Origin of the sequence: Streptomyces sp. NPDC052036, assembly GCF_040680495.1 — a bacterium.
GTDB lineage: Bacteria > Actinomycetota > Actinomycetes > Streptomycetales > Streptomycetaceae > Streptomyces.
Genome location: NZ_JBFAWW010000019.1, coordinates 55,497 through 77,219 on the forward strand (window position 1 = coordinate 55,497; position 21,723 = coordinate 77,219).

General features: G+C 69.1%; 17 protein-coding genes and 3 pseudogenes. 7 read left to right on the plus strand and 13 right to left on the minus strand.

Annotation, left to right across the window (positions count from 1 at the left end):
- Positions 1 to 50: 50 nt before the first annotated feature.
- The 7 genes from AB0L95_RS25025 to AB0L95_RS25055 form a co-directional block, all read right to left on the minus strand.
- Positions 51 to 374 (minus strand): L-rhamnose mutarotase, encoded by a 324-nt coding sequence (locus AB0L95_RS25025; RefSeq protein ID WP_365164671.1) that lies wholly within the window; start codon positions 372 to 374, stop codon positions 51 to 53.
- Entirely contained in the window at positions 371 to 1,960 is a 1,590-nt protein-coding gene (locus AB0L95_RS25030) for a sugar ABC transporter ATP-binding protein (protein WP_365164674.1), read from the minus strand. Before AB0L95_RS25030 ends, AB0L95_RS25025 begins: the two co-directional genes overlap by 4 nt.
- 31 nt (positions 1,961 to 1,991) lie before the next feature.
- Positions 1,992 to 3,077, minus strand: a complete 1,086-nt coding sequence (locus AB0L95_RS25035; protein ID WP_365164676.1) for an ABC transporter permease — start codon at positions 3,075 to 3,077, stop codon at positions 1,992 to 1,994.
- Positions 3,074 to 4,156: an ABC transporter permease gene (locus AB0L95_RS25040; protein WP_365164678.1), complete on the minus strand. Its 1,083-nt coding sequence runs from the start codon at positions 4,154 to 4,156 to the stop codon at positions 3,074 to 3,076. The genes AB0L95_RS25035 and AB0L95_RS25040 overlap by 4 nt, the downstream gene beginning before the upstream one ends.
- On the minus strand, positions 4,153 to 5,241 hold the full coding sequence (locus tag AB0L95_RS25045; protein ID WP_365164681.1) for a mandelate racemase/muconate lactonizing enzyme family protein: 1,089 nt from the start codon (positions 5,239 to 5,241) through the stop codon (positions 4,153 to 4,155). Before AB0L95_RS25045 ends, AB0L95_RS25040 begins: the two co-directional genes overlap by 4 nt.
- A 35-nt stretch (positions 5,242 to 5,276) precedes the next feature.
- Positions 5,277 to 6,377 (minus strand): substrate-binding domain-containing protein, encoded by a 1,101-nt coding sequence (locus tag AB0L95_RS25050; protein WP_365164683.1) that lies wholly within the window; start codon positions 6,375 to 6,377, stop codon positions 5,277 to 5,279.
- 237 nt (positions 6,378 to 6,614) lie between these two features.
- Entirely contained in the window at positions 6,615 to 8,768 is a 2,154-nt protein-coding gene (locus AB0L95_RS25055) for an alpha-galactosidase (protein ID WP_365164685.1), read from the minus strand.
- Positions 8,769 to 8,985: 217 nt separating this feature from the next.
- Here AB0L95_RS25055 and AB0L95_RS25060 point away from each other — a divergent pair, with 217 nt between their 5' ends.
- The 5 genes from AB0L95_RS25060 to AB0L95_RS25080 all read left to right on the plus strand — a co-directional run bounded on the left by AB0L95_RS25060 (position 8,986) and on the right by AB0L95_RS25080 (position 16,290).
- Entirely contained in the window at positions 8,986 to 10,131 is a 1,146-nt protein-coding gene (locus AB0L95_RS25060) for an ROK family transcriptional regulator (protein ID WP_365164687.1), read from the plus strand.
- A 2-nt stretch (positions 10,132 to 10,133) separates the two neighbouring features.
- Complete coding sequence (locus tag AB0L95_RS25065) at positions 10,134 to 10,259, plus strand: hypothetical protein (protein ID WP_365164690.1); 126 nt, start codon at positions 10,134 to 10,136, stop codon at positions 10,257 to 10,259.
- Positions 10,260 to 10,410: 151 nt separating this feature from the next.
- Positions 10,411 to 12,288: a CBM35 domain-containing protein gene (locus AB0L95_RS25070; RefSeq protein ID WP_365164692.1), complete on the plus strand. Its 1,878-nt coding sequence runs from the start codon at positions 10,411 to 10,413 to the stop codon at positions 12,286 to 12,288.
- Positions 12,289 to 12,489: 201 nt separating this feature from the next.
- Complete coding sequence (locus tag AB0L95_RS25075; RefSeq protein WP_365164695.1) at positions 12,490 to 14,907, plus strand: glycoside hydrolase N-terminal domain-containing protein; 2,418 nt, start codon at positions 12,490 to 12,492, stop codon at positions 14,905 to 14,907.
- 204 nt (positions 14,908 to 15,111) lie between these two features.
- Entirely contained in the window at positions 15,112 to 16,290 is a 1,179-nt protein-coding gene (locus tag AB0L95_RS25080) for an SGNH/GDSL hydrolase family protein (RefSeq protein WP_365164697.1), read from the plus strand.
- Between the two features lie 608 nt (positions 16,291 to 16,898).
- On the opposite strand, the pseudogene AB0L95_RS25085 reads toward AB0L95_RS25080, so the two are convergent.
- The 3 genes and pseudogenes from AB0L95_RS25085 to AB0L95_RS25095 all read right to left on the minus strand — a co-directional run.
- Positions 16,899 to 17,153 (minus strand): annotated as a pseudogene (locus AB0L95_RS25085) (WYL domain-containing protein); the annotation flags it as partial.
- Positions 17,154 to 17,161: 8 nt separating this feature from the next.
- The gene (locus AB0L95_RS25090) at positions 17,162 to 17,566 is read right to left on the minus strand and encodes a hypothetical protein (protein ID WP_365164700.1); all 405 of its coding nucleotides are present in this window, start codon (positions 17,564 to 17,566) and stop codon (positions 17,162 to 17,164) included.
- A 202-nt stretch (positions 17,567 to 17,768) separates the two neighbouring features.
- Positions 17,769 to 18,270 (minus strand): annotated as a pseudogene (locus AB0L95_RS25095) (helix-turn-helix domain-containing protein).
- Between the two features lie 183 nt (positions 18,271 to 18,453).
- On the opposite strand from AB0L95_RS25095, the pseudogene AB0L95_RS25100 reads away from it, so the two are divergent.
- Positions 18,454 to 19,651, plus strand: a pseudogene (locus AB0L95_RS25100) (cytochrome P450).
- Positions 19,648 to 19,869, plus strand: coding sequence for a ferredoxin (locus AB0L95_RS25105; protein WP_365164702.1), 222 nt, complete (start codon positions 19,648 to 19,650; stop codon positions 19,867 to 19,869). The pseudogene AB0L95_RS25100 and the gene AB0L95_RS25105 overlap by 4 nt, the downstream one beginning before the upstream one ends.
- 344 nt (positions 19,870 to 20,213) lie before the next feature.
- Here AB0L95_RS25105 and AB0L95_RS25110 read toward each other — a convergent pair whose 3' ends face one another.
- From AB0L95_RS25110 to AB0L95_RS25120, 3 genes are read right to left on the minus strand one after another with little or no spacing between them, the layout of a single operon-like run.
- The gene (locus AB0L95_RS25110; RefSeq protein ID WP_365164705.1) at positions 20,214 to 20,759 is read right to left on the minus strand and encodes a GNAT family N-acetyltransferase; all 546 of its coding nucleotides are present in this window, start codon (positions 20,757 to 20,759) and stop codon (positions 20,214 to 20,216) included.
- Positions 20,756 to 21,247 carry a tail fiber protein gene (locus AB0L95_RS25115; protein ID WP_365164707.1) on the minus strand — a complete coding sequence of 164 codons (492 nt, stop codon included), beginning with the start codon at positions 21,245 to 21,247 and terminating at the stop codon, positions 20,756 to 20,758. The genes AB0L95_RS25110 and AB0L95_RS25115 overlap by 4 nt, the downstream gene beginning before the upstream one ends.
- On the minus strand, positions 21,244 to 21,723 hold the full coding sequence (locus tag AB0L95_RS25120) for a hypothetical protein (protein ID WP_365164709.1): 480 nt from the start codon (positions 21,721 to 21,723) through the stop codon (positions 21,244 to 21,246). Before AB0L95_RS25120 ends, AB0L95_RS25115 begins: the two co-directional genes overlap by 4 nt.

A 21,723-nucleotide genomic window follows, 5' to 3' on the forward strand; every position in this document is an offset into this window, starting at 1 on the left:
CCTTCTCCCTTTCCTTCTCCTTCTGCGATCCGTCCTCGATGATGAGGACGTCATGGCATGAGGAACACCTGCTCCATCGAGGTCCACCACTCCCCCGGTGCCGCCTGCTCCACCGGCTCCTGACAGGGCGCGGTGAGCCTCCACCAGTCCTGCGTCGCCTCGTCGGCGGCCATGCGGGCCATGTCCGCGGCCAGATCGTCACCGTGGTACTCGAAGTAGCCGAACAGCAGGTCGCCGAGCAGGTGGATCGAGTAGTTCCCGATGTGGCAGTCCCGCAGTGTGTCCAGCACCGGCTGGGGTACGTCGCGGTGCAGGTCACGGTACTTCTCCAACTGCTCCGGGCGAATCCGGATCACCTGCGCCACGCGCCTCATTCCGCGTCCTCCTCGTGCTCAGCGTCCTCTGGGTTCTTCGTGCTCTGCGCATTCTCCTCCGCGGTCGCTGCCGAGAGCGCGCGGTCGTGGATGATCCGTATGATCCGGCCGCTCATCCGGTCGTAGTCCCGGTCGTTGTCGACCTCGCCGCGGATGCGGTGGTCGGCCATGACGAGGACACGGTCCGCCAACGTGATCATCTCGGTGAGGTCGCTGCTGATCAGCAGAATCGGGAGTCCGCCGCGGGCGAGCTCCCAGAGGAGTTCGTGGAAGGCGTGTTTGGTACGTACGTCGACACCTACGGTCGGCTCGTCGACGATCAGCAGCCGGGTGTCGGCCGCGAGCCCTTTCGCCAGACTCACTTTCTGCTGGTTGCCTCCGGACAGTTCCTCGGCAGTCTGATCGAGGCCCGAGACACGGATGCCGAGACGTTCGACCAGGTCCTGCGCAACGTGGCGTTCCTCGGCGGCGGAGATGTACCCGAGGGCCTTGGCCAGCTTCTGCCATACGGTGACCGTGATGTTCCGGTGGATGGGCTGTTCGAGGAAGACGCCCTCTTCCTTACGGTTCTCGGTCAGGTAGCCGATGCCGAACTCGTGCAGCGCCTGGCGGGGCGAAGCGATCCGGGCCGGCTTGCCGTGCACCCTGATCTCGCCGCCGGTGACCCGGTCGAGGCCCAGAACGGCCTTGACCAGTTCACTGCGCCCGGCGCCGACGAGGCCGTAGAGACCGACGATCTCACCGGGACCCACCTTCAGGGAGATGTCCTGGTGGCCGTCGGCCGTGGAGATCCGGTCGAGTGCGAGCACCGGGGCGGCCGTACGGTCCGAGGTGCGCGGCCGCATCTCGGTCGCCGTGTGTGCGCGGCCCACCATCAGGTTCACGATGTCGTCGTGCGTGTGGTCGGCGAGCGGTGAGGACTCCAGCACGGACCTGCCGTCGCGCAGCACGGTGACGGTGTCACAGATGGCGAAGACTTCTTCCAGCTTGTGACTCACGAAGACGACGCATGTGTCTCGGGCTGTCAGGCGCCGGACGACGTCGAAGAGGCGCTCGGCCTCCTGCGGGGACAGCGAGGCGGTCGGCTCGTCGAGCAGCAGCACCTCGCTCTCGGTGTGAAGAGCCTTCGCGATCTCCACCAACTGCTGCTGGGCCACCGACAGTTCGCGGACCGGCCGGAGCGGGTCGAGGTCCAGACCCAACTCCGCCAGGCAGCGCAGGGCGGGCGCGTTCATGGCCTCCCGGTCGACGAGCCCACGGCGCGAGGGAGGGCTCTGCAGCGTGATGTTCTCCGCCACCGAGAAGTCGGGTATGAGGTTGCGTTCCTGGTGGACGACGCCGATGCCGGTCCGGGCGGCCTCCAGCGGCGAGCGCAGATGGGCCTCCTCGCCGCGCCAGGTGAGCCGGCCGCCGTCAGGGGCGTGGACGCCGGTCAGCACCTTGATGAGGGTGGATTTCCCCGCACCGTTCTCGCCCAGCAGCGCGTGCACGGATCCGGCCGTCAGACGCAGGCCGACGCCGTCCAGGGCCCGTACTCCGGGGAAGACCTTGACGATCTTCCGGCCTTCGAGAAGCACGTCGCTCATCGCGCACCTTTCGCGTTCGGAAGGATGTCGCTCATCGAGCACCTCCCGTGGTCGGCAGGGCGGCGTCGGCCGTCGGTCCCGGGCCGATCGGTGCCGACGGGGTGCTCCCCCGTACCGTGCGCCCCTTGCCTTTCTTCTCCACATGTGATTGGTGGATGCGGCCGCCGACCACCGTGCCGAGCACGACCAGGCCGATGAGGAAGTTCACCCAGCTGGGGTCGAGCGAGAACTGGGCACGCGCGGCGTCGATGAGCCGCATGACGAACGCCGCCAGCACCGTGCCGAACACCGCGACGGATCCGCCGCTCAGCGCGACACCTCCGATGATCGGAGCGGCGAAGCTCGGCAGCAGCCAGTCTCCGCCGACGCTGCGGTTGACGCCGGGCAGCGACGCTGTCGCGGTCACGGCGGCGACGCCGACCAGGAGGCCGGACAGCGTGTGAGCGAGCACGATCTGCCGGTCGGTGGAGATGCCCGACAGCCTCGCCGCCAGCGGGTTGCCGCCTGCCGCGAGGAGCCTGCGGCCGGCGGTCGCGCGGTACAGGAACGCGGCCAGCAGCGCCGCCGCGGCGAGCGCCGTGAGAAACACCAGCGGGAGGTTCAGGGGGGCGGCTCGGCCGAGGTGCTTGAGCGTCGCTGAGTAGCCGTCAATGGTGCGCGTCCCGGCCAGCCGGTACTGGGCTCCCAGCAGGATGGTCATCGTTCCGAGCGTGACGATGAATCCGTTGATCCGCGTCGCCACGATGAACACACCGGTCACCAGACCGACCAGTGTCGCCGCGAGGACTCCGGCCGCTACGGCGATCGGTGCCGGGATGCCGTCGTCGGCCATCAGGACACCCATCAGACAGGCCGTGAAGCCGCCCAGGGCACCGACGGCGAGGTTGAGTTGTCCGACGCACAGAGCGGTCATCTGGGCCAGTCCGATGAGGATGGGCGTGGCCAGGTACTGCAGGAAGGTCCGTACCGACGGGCCCTGGAAGAACTCGCCCGACGACGCCACGCCCAGGGCGAGGTATCCGGCCAGTGTCACGCACAGCAGTGTCATGGTCGTGGAGCGGGAGAAGCGGCGCAGGGTCGCGCCGGTACGGGCTCCACGGTTGCTGACGGTGATCACGTGGGGCGCACCACCTTGCGATAGGACACGACGGTACGAACCCGGTCCGCCGACAGGGCCAGCAGCAGGACGCAGCCGAGGTAGATGTTCAGGCTCTCCAGGCCGACGCCGAGCAGATCCAGGCCCTTGCGGATCACGCCGACCAGCGATGTGCCCAGCAGAACGCCGAGTACGGAGACGACGCCACCGGTGAGGAGGGTGCCGCCGAGGACAGCGCCGAGGAAGGAGGGCAGCATGAAGTCCTCGCCGATGGAGGCGCGAAACGTGCCGGTGCCGACGGCGGCCATGAAGCCGGCGAGCGCGGCGAGCAGTCCGGAGAGGGTGTGCGCGAGGATCACACGCCGGCCCGTGGGGATGCCCGACAGCTCCGCCGCCACCGGGTTGGCGCCGGTCAGCAGCAGCTCCCGGCCCATCCGGGTGCGGCTGTACAGGAATCCGAGGCCGCCCAGGGCCAGGACCGTGAACTGGGCCAGTTGCGGAACGGCCGGGGATCCGCAGACGCGGCCGACGCAGATGTCGGCGAGGGAGGTCGCGCGCAGGTCCATGAGCCCGTTCGGCTGGGTGGTGAAGGCGGCGTTCTCGGTCAGCGCCGAGTAGAGCAGGGAGACCAGCCCCAGCAGGGCGAAGTCCATGGCCAGGGTGACGACGAAGGAGCTCACGCCGGTACGGGCGATGATCCAGCCGGTCAGGGCCCCGATGACGACGCCCGCGAACAGGCAGAGGAGCAGGCCTGGTTGGAGCGGCAGGCCGAGGCGGTCGTAGCCCAGGCCCGCGAAGAGGGCGCCGAAGGCCGCCATCCGGCCGACGGCGAGGTTCATGTGTCCCACGGAGAGGACCACCATCTGGGCGAGCGCCACCACGGTCAGCGTCGAGATGTCCCGCAACAGCGGGAACAGTACGAGCCGCTCATCGAGGAACGCCGGCCGCAGCACACCGAACAGTGCGGCGAGAGCGACGGTGAGCACCAGGAGACCGAGCCGCTGGTTCACCCAGAACGGCAGCCGCTGCGCGGGCGGCGGCGCGGCCTCCGCCCCGTCGGCCCGGCTGTCGTTCTCGGGTGTCACGGCGGGTGCCTTCATGCCACCCTCCTGTTGTCGATGGCGTCCATGTCCCAGTCGATGCCGATACCCGGCACGTCCGGTGCCACGGCCCGCCCGTCACGGACCGTCAGTTCCGTGCGGGTGACGGCCCTCAGCTGCGGGATGTACTCGACGAACATGCCGTTGGGCACCGCGGCGGCCAGGCTGACATGCAGCTCCATCAGGAAGTGCGGGCAGACCATGGCGTTGTGGCTCTCCGCCGTGTGCGCGACCTTCAGCCAGGGCGTGATGCCGCCGACACGTGCGGCGTCGACCTGGATGACGGAGGCGGCGCCCGACTCCAGGTACGCGCGGAACTGCATGGCGGAGTACAGGGACTCGCCGACGGCGACGGGAATCCTGGTCGCGGCCGCCAGGCGGGCGTGTCCGCTGACGTCGTCGGCCGGGAGGGGCTCTTCGAGCCAGTACGGGCCGTAGGGTTCGAGGGCGGCCGCGAGGCGGAGCGCCGAGGAGATGGTCCCCGACTGGTTGGCGTCGGTCATGATGTGCATCGACGGACCGACGGCCTCGCGGACGGCGCGCAACCGCTCGACGTCCTCGGCCACATGGGGCTTGCCCACCTTGACCTTGACTCCCGCCCACCCCGCCTTCTGGGCCTCCAGTGCGGATCGGACCAGGTCGTCGGTGCCCAGGTGGAGCCAGCCGCCTTCGGTGTCGTAGAGCGGGACCTCCCGGCGGTGGCCCCCGGCCAGTCGCCACAGAGGTTCGCCGGCACGCTTGCACCGCAGGTCCCACAGCGCGGTGTCCACGGCGGCGAGGGCGAGGGAGGTGATGGCTCCGGTGGCGGTGGCCCGCGTCGTGGCGAACAGCCGCTGCCACAGTGCTTCGACGTTGCGGGCGTCCGCTCCGGCGAGAAGCGGCAGCAGGTGCTCCCGGAGCAGGGCCAGGACGGACGACCCGCCGGTGCCGATCGTGTAGGCGTAGCCGGTTCCCCGGAGGCCGTCCCCGGTGGTGATCTCGACGAGGATCGTCTCCTGCTTGACGAAGGCCTGCACGGCGTCCGTGCGGTCCTTCTCCACCGCGATGTCGGCGAGCAGTGCCGTGGCGGTCGTGATGATGGTCATCGTGCGAGGCCCGCTTTCCGTAGTGCCGTCGGCGGTCACGTGCAGACGAGGAACGTGTCTGCGAACTGCTTCTTGAGCTGCTCGGTCTTCGCCTTCCTGGCCGAGTCGTAGGTGCCCACGTTCGCCTTGGTGACCACGAACGAGCCGGAGTCGATGATCTGGCCCGGGTGGCGCATGGTGCACTGCCGCGTCTGGAGCAGCGCCAGCGCCCAGGTCCCCACCTCGGCCTGCCCCACGGGGTTCTGCACCACGGTGGCGGCGACGGAACCGTCCTTGATCGCGCTGAGGATCTTGGCGTCGTCGTCGATGGCGACGACCTTGGCCCCGGATCCGGAGTTCTTGACCGCGTCGGCTGCGGCGACGGCGGGGTTGTAGGCGGTGGTGACGATACCCTGAATCTGGTTGCCCTTCGCCGCGAGCAGGTCGGAGACCGCCTTCTGCGCGGTCTGCAGATCCTTGTCGACGTCGGTGATGGTCTGGAGCAGCTTCACCTTGCCGCCGGTCTCCTTTACCGCCCTGGTCACGCCCTTGATGCGCAGCTGCGTGTTGGCGTCCACGTTGTTGCCGGTGAGGTGGACGAGCGTGCCTTTGCCGCCCATGGCGTGGATCGCGGCCTGGGCCGCCTTGTAGGCGGCGACCTCCACGTCCGTGGACAAGCAGAAGTCGGCCTTGTCGGTGCCGCCGGCCGGGCAAGAGGCGAGCGAAGCCACGGCGAAGCCCTGTGACTTGAGGTCCGCGAAGGTGGTGTTGATGTCGGTGGGCGAGACCCCGAAGACCCCGAACGCGTTGTACCCGCGGGCCGCCAGCGTGGAGAGCAGGTTGTCCTGCTTCTGCTGGTCCCACTCGGAGGTCTCGTCGAAGGTCACGTCTCCGAGGCCGTACTGCTTCTTCGCTGCGGCCCCCGCCGCCTTCCACGGCTGGAAGTACGGGTGGGCGCCGCCGGGCACGAGGGCCACTTTGGTGCCCGACCCGTCGGCCAACTCGGCGGTGCCGGTGCCGGAGTTGCCGGACGCGGGGGCCTGGGCCCGGGTGCCGGCGGGCTCACCGGAGGACTTGATGGTGCAGGCCGCCGAGCCCGCCATGAGCACAGCGACTACGGCGACTCCTGACAGAACGGAACGGGTCGGGGGACGCATCTCCACCACTCCCCAGAATCAAATAGGAAATCGGTAGGGCGATGTTCGGCCAGACACCGCCCCCCGTCAACCCCCTGGACCGGACGATCGATGACGATCGCTCTAACAACGCAGCTCAAGGTGCTTTCTAACGGACAGTCAAGGGCATGGGCGAGCGCCGGAATCGGGCCACGCCGATCCGCCGCCCGGCCGTCAGTGGTTCGGGTCAGGGTCGAAATCGTATAGGAAATCGGCGCCTCACAGAGGATCGGTGTCGTCGGCCGCCACGTCGTCGACCCTGATCAGGTGCAGGGACGTGCTGGACCAGTCACCGTCCGGCAGCTCGGGTGTGATCCCGTATCCGGTGAGTACGGACGCATGGTGCACGGCGCCGGTGGCGGCGTCCCGGTAGCGCGCGGCGCAGTCCAGGCCGGCGAGCCTGAGGGCGGGGCGTGGTGTGCCATGGCGGGGTGCCCGCTGCCACACCAGCACGAAGACCTCCCGGCCGTCGGCACTGGTGTACTGCACGGCGGTCGGCCCGTCGTCGACGGGACCGCGCAGCCGGTGCTGGGTGCCGTGCTGCACGATGTGACGGACCTTCTTGTACTCCGCCACCAGCTCCACGCCCTGGGCGAGTTCCTCCGGTGTCCAGCGCGCGAGGTCGCCGCCCACCGCGAGGACCCCCGCCATCGCGACGTGGAAGCGGTAACGAAGCGGCACCGAGCGGCCGGTGAGCTGGTTGGGCACATCCGTCACCCAGGCCGCCATCACCCGGGCCGGGTAGATCTGGCTGAAGCCGTGCTGGATGGAGACCCGGTCCGCCGCGTCGGTGTTGTCGGACGGCCACGCCTGGTCCGTACGGGAGAGGATGCCCAGGTCGACGCGGCCGCCGCCACCGCTGCACGTCTCGATGCGCAGCCCGGGGTGGTCCGCCCGCAGCCGGTCGACGACGCCGTAGAGGTTGTGCACGTACCGCGTCCACAGCAGGTCCTGCCCGTCTTCGCGGGCAGGCCAGCCGGCCTCGCTGAAAGCGCGGTTCATGTCCCACTTGAGGAAGTCGATCCCGTTGTCCGCGACCAACCGGGTCAGCCATCCGTACGCCCACTCGGCGACGTCGTCACGCGCGAAGTTGAGCACCAGCTGGTTGCGCAGTTCGGTGCGGGTGCGATGCGGGAAGTGCAACACCCAGTCGGGGTGCGCCCGGTAGAGGTCGCTGTCCGGGTTGACCATCTCGGGCTCCACCCACAGGCCGAACCGCATGCCGAGCCGGTGGACCTCCTCGACGAGCGGGCCCAGCCCCCGCGGGAACCGCTCGACGGCCGGAGTCCAGTCACCGAGTCCGGCGGTGTCGTCGCGGCGGCCCCGGAACCAGCCGTCGTCGACGACGTAGAGTTCCACCCCGAGCTTCGCGGCCCGCACCGCGAGCTCCTGCTGACCGGCCTCGTCGACCTCGAAGCCGGTGGCCTCCCAGGAATTGAACAGCACGGGGCGCGTCTCGTCCGGGTGCGGGAGCACATGGCCGCGGACGTATCCGTGCCAGCCGCGGCTCGCCGCGCCGAAGCCGCCGTCGGTGTACAGGGCCGCGAAGCGCGGTGTCGCGTACTCCTGCCCGGGGCCGAGTGGCAGTTCCGTTCCGTCGTGCCCTGCTCCGCCCGTGAAGGACGTACGCCCGTCGGGCGTGCGCTGCACGATGAGGTGCCAGCTTCCGCTCCAGGCCAGAGCCGCGCTCCACACCTCGCCTCGGTCCTCGGTGGCCCCGCCCGCGTCCAGCATCAGCCACGGGTTCGCGTGGTGGCTGGTGATGCCGCGCCGGCTGGTGAGCACGGTCTCGCCGTGCGGCACCGGCTCCCGGTGCAACAGGCCCTCCGCCGACCACTGGCCCGTGACATGGCTGATCCGGTAGTCGTCGCGCAGCGGAAGCGTCCAGGCGGCCGAGTCCGCGCGCAGCACCGCCATCGGCTGCCGCCCGGTGTTGCGCAGCGCGGTCCAGCGCTCGATCACATCCGTGTCGTCGTGCACGCGGTAGTGGAGCGTGACCGCCAGCGGGTAGTGGCGGTCGTGGAACTCAAGGGCGAGTTCCCTCGTTCCCGGCGCCGGCTCGCTGATCCGATGGCCCAGGTGCGCCCACTCGAAGGCCCGGGTGCCGTCGGCGAACCGCACCCGCAGGGACGGCGCTCCGTACCGGGCCCCGCCGTCGACCGGCAACTCCTCGCCGGCCGGGGAGCGCCCCTCGAAGCTGCTGACCTCCCCGGCCGGGAGAGGCACGAGCTGACCGGCTGCGGCAAGGGTCAGCCGAGGTCCCCAGCCGAGGTGACAGGGCGCTCCCGTGGGGTCGATCCACAGCGCGTACGACGTGCGCGCGGTGGAGAGCAGCCAGACACCTGAGGCGGGGTCGAAGGAGATGGCAGACATGGATCCTCACGTTGAGAGAGCGCCACACAGGAGCAGTGCGCAGCCAACCCTGCCTTTGATCAGGTGTCAACGCCTGTCCACGGTCTGCGTTTCACAGGTTCGTCCTGGTCAACTCATGCTGTTGAAAAGGAGTGTGCTTTGTTTATTGACAGCAAAAAAGAATCTCCCTAAGTTTCCGGCCATGTGCCCGGCCCCCTCCCCCGAGGCGGCTCCGACGATGACGCCGGCCGCTTCCCTCGTGTTCACCACGCTGCTCTCCCACGGTCCGCTCACTCGGACCGAGGTGGCGCGGCGTACCAGGCTCTCTCCGGCCGCCGTCACCAAGGCGGTCCGTCCGCTGATGGAGCTCGGCTATCTGGTCGAGGGCGTGGACGAGGGGGCGCGGCCCGCAGTGGGACGACCGGCCAACCTGGTGTGGGTCGACGGGGGGAGGGCGCTGTTCATCGGGATCAAGGTCACGCGTGACGAGATCATCGCCGTGCTGGCCGACCTCTGTTGCCGTATCCGGGTGTCCCGGCACGTACGGCTCACGGGCCGCGAGCCGGAGGCGGTGCTGCCCGTCATCACCGCGCTGGTACAGGAGTTGCTCACGGAGGCCGACGGATTCGGTGTGCGGGTGCGGGGACTCGGCATCGCGATCTCGGGGGACGTGGACCGCGAGGACGGTGTGGTCCGCTACTCGCCCTTCCTGGAGTGGCGGGACGTACCGCTCGCCGAGATCGCGGGGACCGCGACCGGGCTGCCGGTCACGGTCGACAACGATGTGCGGGCGCTCACGGTGGCCGAGCACTGGTTCGGGGCCGGAGTCGGTCTCTCGGACTTCGCCCTGGTGACCGTGGGTGCCGGCATCGGCTGTGGCCTGGTGGTGCACGGGCGGGTGGTGTCGGGCGCGCACGGCGTGGCCGGCGAGATCGGGCATCTGTCCCTCGACCCGCTCGGGCCGCTCTGCCACTGCGGCAACCGGGGGTGTGTGGAGGCGATCGCGGCGGACCCCGCGATACTCCACGCGGTCCGCGCGGCCACGGGCGGACCGGTGACCGACGCGACAGAAGCGCTGAAACTGGCGCACGGCGGAGACCCCGGTGTCAGAGAGGTCTATGCCCGGGCCGGCGAAGCCATCGGCAAGGCCATCGGCTTCCTGGCGAACATCCTCGGTCCCGAGCTGGTGATCATCTCCGGGGAGGGACTTGCCGCCTACGACCTTGTCTCCGAAGGCATCCGTGACGCGTTCGCCGCATCCGCCTTCGGTACCGCTGCGCAGTGCGACGTGATGACACGTCCCCTGCCGTTCGAGGAGTGGGCGCGCGGGGCCGCGGCCACCGCCATCCAGTCCTTCATGGGATCAGACACGTACGAGGAGTAGCCATGCCGCGTGCTCTCATGGCCGCGATCCCCACTCTCCCTGTGCACTTCGCCCTCCCGCCCCTGGTGTACCTCACGCTGCGGCGACGGTTCATCAGCGGGCTCACCATCGGCTTGGGCAGGGGCTGAGCCGCCGGCCGGACGCCCCGGCGACCGGCCACCCGGCCGCTTCGCTCCGGCGTCCCGTCCGGCACCGCGCCCGTCCCCTGCCCGGAACAACGCCCGTCCCCCACCGGGTACCACCGTTCGATTCCGCTGACCCCACCCCAGGAGGCGACCCATGCGGTCATCCCCTTACAGAGCACTGCGCGGAGCCCTCCCCGGCTTCCCGCGCCGTTTCACCAGAGCGATGGCAGCCCTGGCTGTCACGGCCGGACTCGCCACAGCGATCCCGGCCGCCGCCACCCAGGCCATGGCCGTCGGCTCCCAGTCCACGCCCACGGCCGTCACCCCGGCCGCGACCACGGCGGACACCACCTCCGCCATGGCGGCCAAGCCGTACATGGGCTGGTCCAGCTGGAGCATGCAGTCCTCCCACTACCCGGGCCTGAACCCGAAGGGCAACTACAGCTACCTCACCGAGGCGAACGTCCTGAAGCAGACGGATGCCCTCGCCACCACGCTGAAGAAATACGGCTACTCCTACGTCAACATCGACGCCGGTTGGTGGATGGACGACAACTGGGCGTCCGAGTTCGACCAGTACGGCCGGCAGACGCCCGACCCGGTCCGGTTCCCCCACGGCATGAAGTCGGTCGCCGACCACATCCACTCCAAGGGCCTCAAGGCCGGGATCTACCTGCCCGTCGGCCTGGAGAAGGGGGCCTACGGCGACGGCAAGGTGCCGATCTGGAACGCCCCTGGTTGCACCACCGCGGACGCCGTCTACCCGGACCTGCGCACCACCAACGGCTGGGACAGCGCGTACAAACTGGACTTCGACAGCCCCTGCGCACAGAAGTACGTCGACTCGCAGGCGCAGATGTTCGCCGACTGGGGGTACGACTTCCTCAAGCTGGACGGCGTGGGCCCCGGCTCCTTCAAGTCGGGTGACAACTACGACAACGTCCCGGACGTCGCCGCCTGGAACAAGGCCATAGCCGACACCGGACGACCGATCCACCTGGAGCTCTCCTGGTCGCTCGACATCGGTCACGCCGCCGACTGGAGGAAGTACGCCAACGGCTGGCGCATCGACACCGACGTCGAGTGCTACTGCGACACCCTGGTCACCTGGGAGAACTCGGTCAACGACCGGTGGAACGACGCCCCTGCGTGGAGCGGCAAGGCAGGCCCTGGCGGCTGGAACGACCTCGACGCGATCGACGTCGGCAACGGGGCGATGGACGGCCTCACCCAGGCCGAGCGGCAGAGCTATATGACCCTGTGGGCCATCAACAAGTCGCCCCTGTTCACCGGTGACGACATCACCAAGCTGGACAGCTACGGCCTCTCCCTGCTGACCAACCAGGAAGTCATAGGGGTCGACCAGAACACGTCGCCGGTCGCGCGTCCCGTCACACCGATGGGCGACCAGCAGGTCTGGGGGACCAAGAACTCCGACGGCAGCTATACCGTCGCCCTGTTCAACCTCGGCAACGCGCCGGCCTCCGTCACCGCCGACTGGGCGTCCTTCGGTTTCACCGGCGCGGCCTCCGTACGCGACCTGTGGGGCCACCAGAACGTCGGCACGTACAGGAACAAGATCACCGCGACGCTGCCCGCACACGGCTCCCGGCTGTTCACCGTCAAGCCCGGCGGCGCCCGGCTCGCGACCACCAGGTACGAGGCCGAGTCCGCGAACAGCACCCTGACCGGCAACGCCTCCGTCGCCACCTGCGAGTCCTGCTCCGGCGGCAAGAAGGTCGGCAACCTCTACCTCGACAGCAAGCTGCAGTTCAACGACATCACGGTGAAGAAGGGCGGCATCTACACCGTCAACGTCGCCTATGTCAGCGGCGACAGCCGCTCGGTGACCGTCTACTCCAACAGTGGCAACGGCACCAGCCTCAAGTTCCCCTCCACGGGCGACTGGGGCACGGTCGACACCGTCAACGTCCAGTTGGCGCTGAAGGCGGGCTCCAACAGCATCACGTTCGACAGCGGCTGGGACTACTCACCTGACATCGACAGGATCGACGTACCCAAGTCCGCCTGACCCCTTCGCGGGGCCCGGCCGTGGCACGGCCGGGCCCCTCACCCCGGGACCCTTCCCCGCCTCCCCCCACCACGACCCCGCAGCGTCCGGGCGTGCCCACACCCGCCGCATTCGTCTCACACGACACCCGACGGCCCGCATCCGTCGATCCCGCATCCGTCGTTCCCGCATGCACCGTTCCCCCGACATGGAGTGCACAACGTGGACACCCAGCACAGCGAATCGCGCGACAACCATCCGAGCCGCAGGGGCTTTCTCGCCCTCGCCGCCACGGCCGGCACGGCCGCCGCCCTCGGCGGTCTGCCCGCCTTCACCGCCTCGGCGGCCCCCGTCCGCCCCACCGCCTCACCCCTGCTGTCCGCGGCCGCCGCCGCGAAGAACCAGCTGTGGTGGCAGGCCCCCGGCTCCGCCAACTCGATGATCCAGCAGGGTCTGCCGGTCGGGAACGGGCGCCTCGGAGCGCTTGCGAGCAACGACCCCTCCAGCGAACTGCTGACGATCAGCGACGCCAGTCTGTGGACGGGTGACCTCAACGACACCCTGCAGAGCGACGGCCAGTTCGCCTACGGCCGGGACGACTTCGGCTCCCTGACCCTGCTGGCCGAGCTCACCGTCGGCATCCCCGCGCACGACCTGGGCTCCGTCGACAACTACCGTCGCACCCTCGACCTGGCCCAGGGCGTCGTCAGCACTTCGTACGACCTGTCCGGCGTCACCTACCAGCGGCAGATCTTCGCCAGCCGCCCCGACGACGTCATCGTCCTGTACTTCTCCCAGCAGGGCGGCGGCACCTACACCGGTACCGTCACCCTCACCGGAACCCACGGCGAGTCCACCACCGCCAACCGCACGGGACCCTACGCCTCGTTCGGCGCCTCCTTCGCCAACGGGCTCAAGTACGGCGCCGCCGTCACGGCACGCAGCAGCACCGGCAGGGTCGCCGTCAACGGGACCTCGATCTCCTTCAGCAACTGCAAGGACCTCACGGTCGTCGTCAGCGGCGGCACCAACTACGCGCCCGACGCGACCGCCGGGTTCCGCGACCCGTCCGTGGACCCGGAGCACCTCGCCCGGACGAAGGTCCTGGACGCCGCCGGCCACTCCGCGAGCACACTGCTGCACACCCATGTCGCCGACTTCCGCCCGGTGTTCGAGCAACTGGACATCGACCTGGGTGCGTCGTCCACCGCTCAGCGCAGGCTGGACACCTGGCAGCGGCTCCAGGCCCGCTACCGGGACAACGTTGCCGACCCGGAACTCGAGTCCGCCTACCTGCAGTTCGGCCGGTATCTGATGATCTCCGGGTCGCGAGGCACCCTGCCGATGGGTCTCCAGGGCCCCTGGCTGGACGGCAACGACCCGGACTGGATGGGCGACTACCACACCGACATCAACGTCCAGATGAACTACTGGATGGCCGACCGGGCGGGTCTGTCCGGCTGCTTCGACGCTTTCGCGGACTACTGCCTCGCGCAGCTGTCCTCATGGACGGACGTCACCCAGCGGCTCTTCAACAGCGCGACCAACAGGTACCGCAACTCCAGTGGCAAGGTCGCCGGTTGGGCCGTGGCCTTCTCCACCAACCCTTACGGCGGAAGTGGTTGGTGGTGGCACCCGGGCGCCAACGCCTGGCTCTGCCAGAGCCTGTTCGAGCACTACGAGTTCACCCAGGACCGCGGCTACCTCGAAAGGATCTACCCCCTCATCAAGGGTGCCGTGGAGTTCTGGGAGGCCCGCCTCATCACCACGACCGTCACCGACGCCTCCGGAGCCTCGCGTGAGGTCCTCGTCGACGACAGCGACTGGTCCCCGGAGCAGGGTCCGCAGGACGCCAAGGGCATCACCTACGCCCAGGAACTGGTGTGGAACCTCTTCGGCAACTACCACACCGCAACCCGGGTACTGGGCAAGGACATCTCCTACAGCGCGACCATCGACGGCCTGCGTGAGCGCCTGTACCTGCCCGTGGTCAGCCCCACGACCGGCTGGCTGGAGGAGTGGATGTCGCCCGACAACCTCGGCGAGACCACGCACCGTCACCTGTCCCCGCTCTTCGGCCTCTTCCCCGGCGACCGGATCCGCCCGGACGACTCCACACCGAAGGACATCCTCGCGGGCGCGACGGCCCTTCTCACCGCCCGTGGCATGAACAGCTACGGCTGGTCCAACGCCTGGCGCAGCCTGTGCTGGGCCCGGCTGAAGAACGCGGAGAAGGCCTATCAGCTCGTCGTCAACAACCTGAAGCCGTCAGTGGGCGGCAGCAACGGCAGCGCGTCGAACCTCTTCGACATCATGGACATGGGGCAGGGCCGCGGCATCTTCCAGATCGACGCGAACTTCGGCACCCCCTCCGCGATGGTCGAGATGCTGGTGTACTCGCGGCCGGGTCACATCGAACTGCTGCCCGCTCTGCCCGCCGCGTGGGCGGCATCCGGCTCGATCTCGGGTGTCGGCGTCCGCGGTGGCTTCGTCGCCGACCTCAAGTGGAGGAACGGCAAGGTCACGCAGGTGACGCTGAAGAGCGTCGGCGGCCGTGACTCGACCGTCTTCGCGGGCGGCACCTCGCGCAGGGTCAGCCTCAGGCCCGGTGAGTCCGTGACGCTGCGCAACCTCGGCTGAAGCCGGTTCGGCAGCCGCTCGGTGAGACGAGTCTGCCGCGGACGACGAGAAGAGTGACGACGGGAAGAGTGGAGAGCGAGAAGAGTGGAGAGATCGACGATGTCCCCGAAGAGGGAAAGCACGGCGGCGGGCCCCCGACCGCGTCGCAGGTCCTTGCTGCCCGTGCTCGGCGTGCTGACCGGGATGGCCCTGACGGTCGTTCCGTTGAGCACCGCGAACGTGGCGAGCGCCGCCGTGTCCTCGTCGCACGGCAAGGGCACACGGGTCAGTGCCTGGTCACCCGGGATGACGACCGGCGGCCCGTCCTTCGACAACCAGACCATCCGGATGGTGGTGCACAGCAGCGTCGCCGGCTCGGGCGTACGCATCACGCTGTCCAACCGGTACAGCCCCGCCCCGCTCGATGTCAGCGCCGTGGACATGGCTGTCCAGGCGAGCGGTGGAGAGGCGACACGCGGCACCACTCGTAACGTCGCCTTCGGCGGCTCGCGTCACGTCACGATCCCCGCCGGAGCGGAGGCGGTCAGCGACGTCGTCCCGATCTCGGTCAGCGCCGGGGAGAACCTGCTCGTCAGCCTCTACGTGCCCGGCACGACGGGAATGTCCACCTGGCACTCCGACGCCTTCGACACCACCTACGTCGCCTCCGGCAACCACGCCGGTGACGACAGCGCCGCCGCGTTCGGCACCACCACGACCTCCTGGTACTACCTGGCAGGACTGGACGTCGTGTCGCCGACGGCAAGGGGCACCGTCGTCGCCTTCGGGGACTCCATCACGGACGGCTACCACTCCTCGACCGGCACCTACACCCGGTGGCCCGACTTCCTCGGCCGCCGGCTCGGCGCCGTACCGGGACCGCAGAAGCTGAGCGTCGTCGACTCCGGCATCGGCGGCAACCGGGTCCTCACGGACGTCCCCAACCTGTGGCAGGGTGTCAGCGCCCTCAAGCGGTTCGGGCACGACGCCCTCGGCCAGCCGGGCGTCAAGGACGTGATCCTCTTCGAGGGAATCAACGACATCGGTAACAACGCCGGCCCCGACGGCCGGCCGCTGACCGCGCAGGATCTCATCAACGGCTACCGCACGCTGATCGACGAGGCGCATACCGCCCACGTCCGCGTCATCGGCGCGACTCTGATGCCCGACCAGGGCAATGGCTACTACACGCCTGCCGCCGAGGCGATCCGGCAAGACGTCAACAAGTGGATCCGCACCAGCCGCGCCTTCGACGGCGTCATCGACTTCGACCAGACCATGCGTGACCCCTCGAATCCGGCCGCCCTCAAACCCGCGTACGACTCGGGCGACCACATCCACCCCGACGACGAGGGCATGAAGGCCATGGCCGACGCGATCGACCTGCGGCTCCTGCGAACCTGACGCCTGCGGGCGCCGGTCCCTTCCGAGGCGGTGACGTCTTCGGCGGGGGCCGGGTGGGCGACCGAGACCTCCAGGTCCGCCAGGAGCGCCATGGTGCGCCGGTAGTCGGACGTGTCGGCTTCGGGGAGGTCGTCGATGAGGTCGCCGTTGCAGATCACGTCGCCGGTGAACAGCGCGCCGCGCTCCTCCAGGAGGGCGATGCAGCCGGGGGTGTGACCGGGCAGGTGCAGGAGTGGAGCGTCCGGTGCACCGTGAGCGGCTCCGCGGATCCGGCTCGAACATACGAGGGATGTGCCGACGCAGACCGGCGACGCCCAGGCCCGCGTCCACGACGAGGTCCCGGTCCGTGCCGCGCAGCCACCACAGGTTGGCTCGCAGCAGTGTGTCGACGTGCGGCTCGGTGATGCGTACGACGCCGTCCTGCAGTTCCTGCAGCTCGTACCAGCCGCGCGCTTGAGCCGGAGTCATCGGCCGACCCTCCTCGCGGCGACAGGCCGACCATCGAGGTCCACGTCCTCCTCCGGCCGATCGGCCCGCTCGCAGGCGGCAAGCGCCGCAGTCGGCCGGGCCTCAAGTGGCTCAGCCCGGCGCTCGATCCGTGCTTGGAGTCAGGACTCGCTGGTGTTGCGGGCGGCTTTGGCGTAACGGGTGGCGAGGTGTGCGAATGCATGGTTGAGTTCGGGTGGACCGATGACCTCGATGTCGGTGTCGAAGCGGCCGATGGCGGCCGCCAGGCCGGTCCACGACCAGGAGCCGAGGGTGAGTCGGCAGCGATCGGGCCCGAGTTCTTCGACACTTCCGTCTGGTGCGAAGAGGGCGACAGCGGTGGCGGGAAGATCGAGGACGACTTCCCCTTGGCAGGGGACTCGGTTCACTCTTCGTCGCGGTGGGTGAGGTGGCCGTTGGCGAGCCGCCAGTAGTGCTGGTGCGGCGTCAGTTGCCAGGTCTCGTCGGCAGCGATCGCCTGCGTGATCCATTCGTGGAGTTGCGGAAGGGCATGCGCTCGTAGAACAGCGCGGGTGGCAGCACGCTCAGTGGCATCGACGCGGTAGACGTCTATGCGGAAGCTGACCAGGTCCGGGGGGATGCCGCGGCCGTAGTTGCGGGGGTTGGGAGCGATCCATGCTGCTCCCAGGACGATGGTCCCACTGTCATGTCCGGTGAGGAACCGCAGGTCCGTGACTCGGGTCATGTATGGGCCGAGACACTCGTTGATGTCGGTGGTGGTCAGTGGCCAGGCTCGGTGCCGGGGCAGTCTTCGATTTCGTGCGGACATGGCAGGCAGAATGACAGAAGGTCACTGTCGGCCCTCACGGGTTTTCTGTTCGGCGGCTGTTTCCAGAAGCCGGCGGGCGGAGTCTGCGTAGCGCGTCGCGGCACTGATCCAGTGCTTGTCGGCGCGGCTGGGGTGATCTTCCATAGCGCCCTGGGCATCGCGGAGTTCGTGCGCCGGCTCCAGAGGAGGGCCACAAGACCCATCACGCCAGGAGGGTGCGCCAGCGGTCGGCCGACTCCATCATGTCCAGGGTGACCCGCTCCAGGAACGCACCTTCCCTGGCCAGCCGCTGCCCCGCGGGCCTGTCGGGCCCGACCGTCTCCGCCCCCGCCGTCGCGGCCTGCGCCGCCTCGAGCGTCCCCCGCGCGCTGATCATGACCGAGTGGTACCAGGCGTCGTCGTCGACCACGTAGATGTCGCGACGCCGCTGCGGATCGCGCTCGCGCCGCACATAACCATGCTGGACCAGGAAGTTCACGGCCACGGAGACGGAGGCCGGGCTGACCTCCAGCCTGCGGGTCAGCTCGGCCGCGGTGCGCCTGCTGGGGACGGTAGCCACCGGGGCCGCCGTTGCGTCCGACCTCCCGGCTGATCGTCGAGGTCGGCCGGTCGAGCCGCCTGGCGATCTCAGCGTAGGAGAGCCCGTCGGCGAGTCCGGTCGCGATGCGCTGGCGGTCCTGCTGGGTCAACCGTCCTCCTGGCATGCCGCCAGTATTGCCTTCGCCGTCATTCATTGCAACGCCGCATTGCATTCGATCTCAGCGTCATTGCATCAATTTACTGCCATCCATCTGGGATAATGCCTTTCTGATGACTGACGGAACTCCGAATGCAACGTAGCTTTCATTCAATGTCGAACGTGTACTGTCGCGAGATGAGGAATGGCCATGGGTGACTCCGTCCACACCGTCACGACGCTGCCGACGACGCGTCAGCCCGGCTGCCCCTTCGACCCGCCGGCAGAGCTGATCGACGCCCGCCGACACGGCCCCATCAGCCGCTACACCCACCCCGGCGGCAAACCCGGCTGGCTGATCACCGAATACGACCTGGTCAGGTCGGTCCTGGCCGACTCACGGTTCAGCTCGCGCAGGGAGCTCCTGAACGTGGTCGACTACGAGATTCCTGCGGCGCCGCCCGGCGAGTTCCTGCTCATGGACGAGCCGCAGCACGGGCGCTACCGGAAGCCGCTGGTGGGCAAGTTCACCGTGCGGCGGATGCGACTGCTCACCGAGCGGGTCGAGCAGATCACCGCCGCATGTCTGGACGCCATGGAGCGGGCCGGACCGCCGGCGGATCTGGTGACCTCGTTCGCCAAGCCCATTCCCGCCATCATCATCTGTGAGCTGCTGGGGGTGCCGTACGGGGACCGGGGCTCCTTCCAGGAGCAGATCGACGCGTGCATGGGCGGGGAGACGAGCGAGGAGGAGCTGATAGCGGCCTACACCGCGACCCAGGACTACATCGCGGGACTGGTAGCCGCCAAGCGCGCGAATCCCACCGACGACGTGCTCAGCGAACTCACCGACAGCGATCTGGCCGATGAGGAGCTGAAGGGGATCGGCCTCATTCTGCTGGCGGCCGGGCTCGACACCACCGCGAACATGCTGTCCCTCGGCACCTTCGCGCTGCTGCAGAACCCTGCGCAACTGGCCGCTCTGCGCGCCGATCCCGGGCTCGCCGACCGGGCCGTGGAGGAGCTGCTGCGGTATCTGAGCGTCGCCAAGTCGTTCATGAGGACGGCGCTGGAGGACGTCGAGCTGGGCGGCCAGACCATCGAGGCCGGCACGACGGTCGTCCTGTCGTACCACACCGCCAACCGCGACCCCGACCGCTTCGCCGATCCCCACGCGCTCGACATCCGCAGGCAGAGCGTCGGGCACCTGGCCTTCGGCCACGGCCTCCACCAGTGCCTGGGCCAGCAGCTGGCCCGCGTCGAACTGCGGGTCGCGCTCCCCGCGCTGATCGACCGCTTCCCCACGCTGCGTCTGGCCGTACCGGCGGAGGAGGTCGATCTGCGCCCGGAGGCCGCGGACATCTACGGGGTCAAGCCTCCCAGTCACCTGGGACAAGGAGAGGTCATGAGAACGACACGCCTGCGCGTCGACCGTGAGCGCTGCATCGGCGCCGGGATGTGCGCACTGACCGCCCCCGAAGTCTTCGACCAGGATCCCGACGACGGCCGCGTGCTCCTGCTCCACGTCGAGCCGCCCATCACCCATGGCGCGGCCGCACAGATGGCCGCCGGTCTCTGCCCCTCCGGGGCGATCACCTGGCACGAGCCGGAAGCCGGCGGCTCCTGACGCCGTGGCGACCGCACCCGAACCGAGAACCCCGCGCCGTGCGTCGGTGGGGGCTCCCGCGCGTACGGCCTCGCACGACGCCGGTGCGTTCGGTGATCGCCTTCCGAGTGTTTGCCGCCGGCGACCGGGAAGCGCGGACGGTGACTGCAACACCCCTGCCTGCGAGAAGTGCCGCGCTTCCGGGACGAGATCAGCGGGACCGGATCGGCTGTCGTCCACTACCGAGGGAACCGGGCCCGGTCGCCCTGCACTACGCGGGCCCGAGTCTGATCCAGTTGGAGGCGCTGGACGACCGCCTCGCCTACGGGGTGACGGTGGCCTAGGGCCGCGCCGGGCCGCGGCTACTACCAGATCCGCTCCGCCGGGGCGTGGAGTCTGTCCGCCACGTGACGGAAGGCGCGCAGCTGCGATCGAGCCGGAACCGCCATATGCAGGGGTGGCCGGTGGAGGTACAAATCGAGCGCGTCGCCGCCGTGCGGCGCGAACCCGTTGCGGTCGTAGAGGCGTTGGGCGGGCAGATTGGTGCGCGAGACGTTGAGGCGGAACTCTTCCCCGTGACGTACGAGCGCCGCACTCGCGAGGCCCCGGCGCCGGAACCCGGGCAGGACGGCAAGGTCGACGACGCGGCGGGACGCGTCGGCCTCCGGCTGCGACAGCCGGATCCGGCCGGCCGGCACACCGTCGGCCTCGATGATCTCGAGCCGCCCGGGCGGATGGCGCTTCCCCCAGTCGCGTTCGCGTGCGTCGTACTGCAGGCGCAGCATGCACTCGCGTTCACGCTCGGGCCAGGCGTGGAGTCCCAGGGCGGCGTCGAGGACAGCGGCGAACAGGCGGCGCAGGAACTCGTTGTCCGCGTCTTCCTGCACCCGGAAGGTGATGGTGGTGGTCAATTTTGTGACGGGTAGATTCCTTCGAGGGCGATGATGAAGTTGACGCAGAGGAAAGGCTGCACGTTGGGGTGCGACTGGCCTCCTCCGGTCGCGTCGATGGCGGCCGGGTGCATGGCGGTCCCCGGTGTCTGTGTGCTGTAGTAGCCGCCGGTGCTGGGGGCGGCTCCCGCAACTCGGTTGGTGTCCTGACGTCCGGCGACGCCATTCAGGGTGTGGCTGTGCGAGGGCATCCGACCGGTGGTGAGCGTGATGTTTTCCGTGCCGCCGGACTCGCCGAGGGAACGCGCGGAGAGCCCGGTGCCTTGTCCTGAATGCATGGGCACGCGCCCCCGCAGGTCGGGGAGGGCGAAGGTCGTCGTGCCGTTGCCTCCGTAGGTCGTGCCGAGGAGGGAGAAGAGGGCGGCGTTCTGGGAGATGGGCAGCAGCTGGCCGTTGCACATGGCCCAGCCGTTGGGGGCGAAGGTGAAGCCCAACCATCCGAATTTCACCGAGATACTGCTCCGACACCGTTCAGCGCCTTTCCGCTGCCGTTCAGCGGCAGCCACATGTTGACCACGGCCCGGTAGCGCGCCTTGCGCCCCGTGGGGCTGAGGAAGAGTGGCGAGTGGCCGCGGACGGGGAGGTGAAGGGAGTGGATGCCCTCGCGCAGGGCCGGGCCCGACCGCTGGGCGAAGCGGATCGTGAATACCTCACCTCGGTCTGGCACACGGTTCTTGCGGGTGACGGCCGACGAGTCCTCGACCCCGTCCACGATCAGAAGCAGGCCCGGGCGATGGACGACATGCAGTTCTGATCCGACGAGGCGCTTCCACTCGGCCCGCGAGGGGCCGGGGAGAGGGCCGGCAGCGGCCTGGCCGGTACGGGCCGCGGCTTCCGCCCGCCCGAGGCCGACCCCGGAGGGAATCGCGCAGGCCACGCCGACGGCGAGCGTGTGCAGAGCCAAGGTGCGTCTGGCCACGGTCAT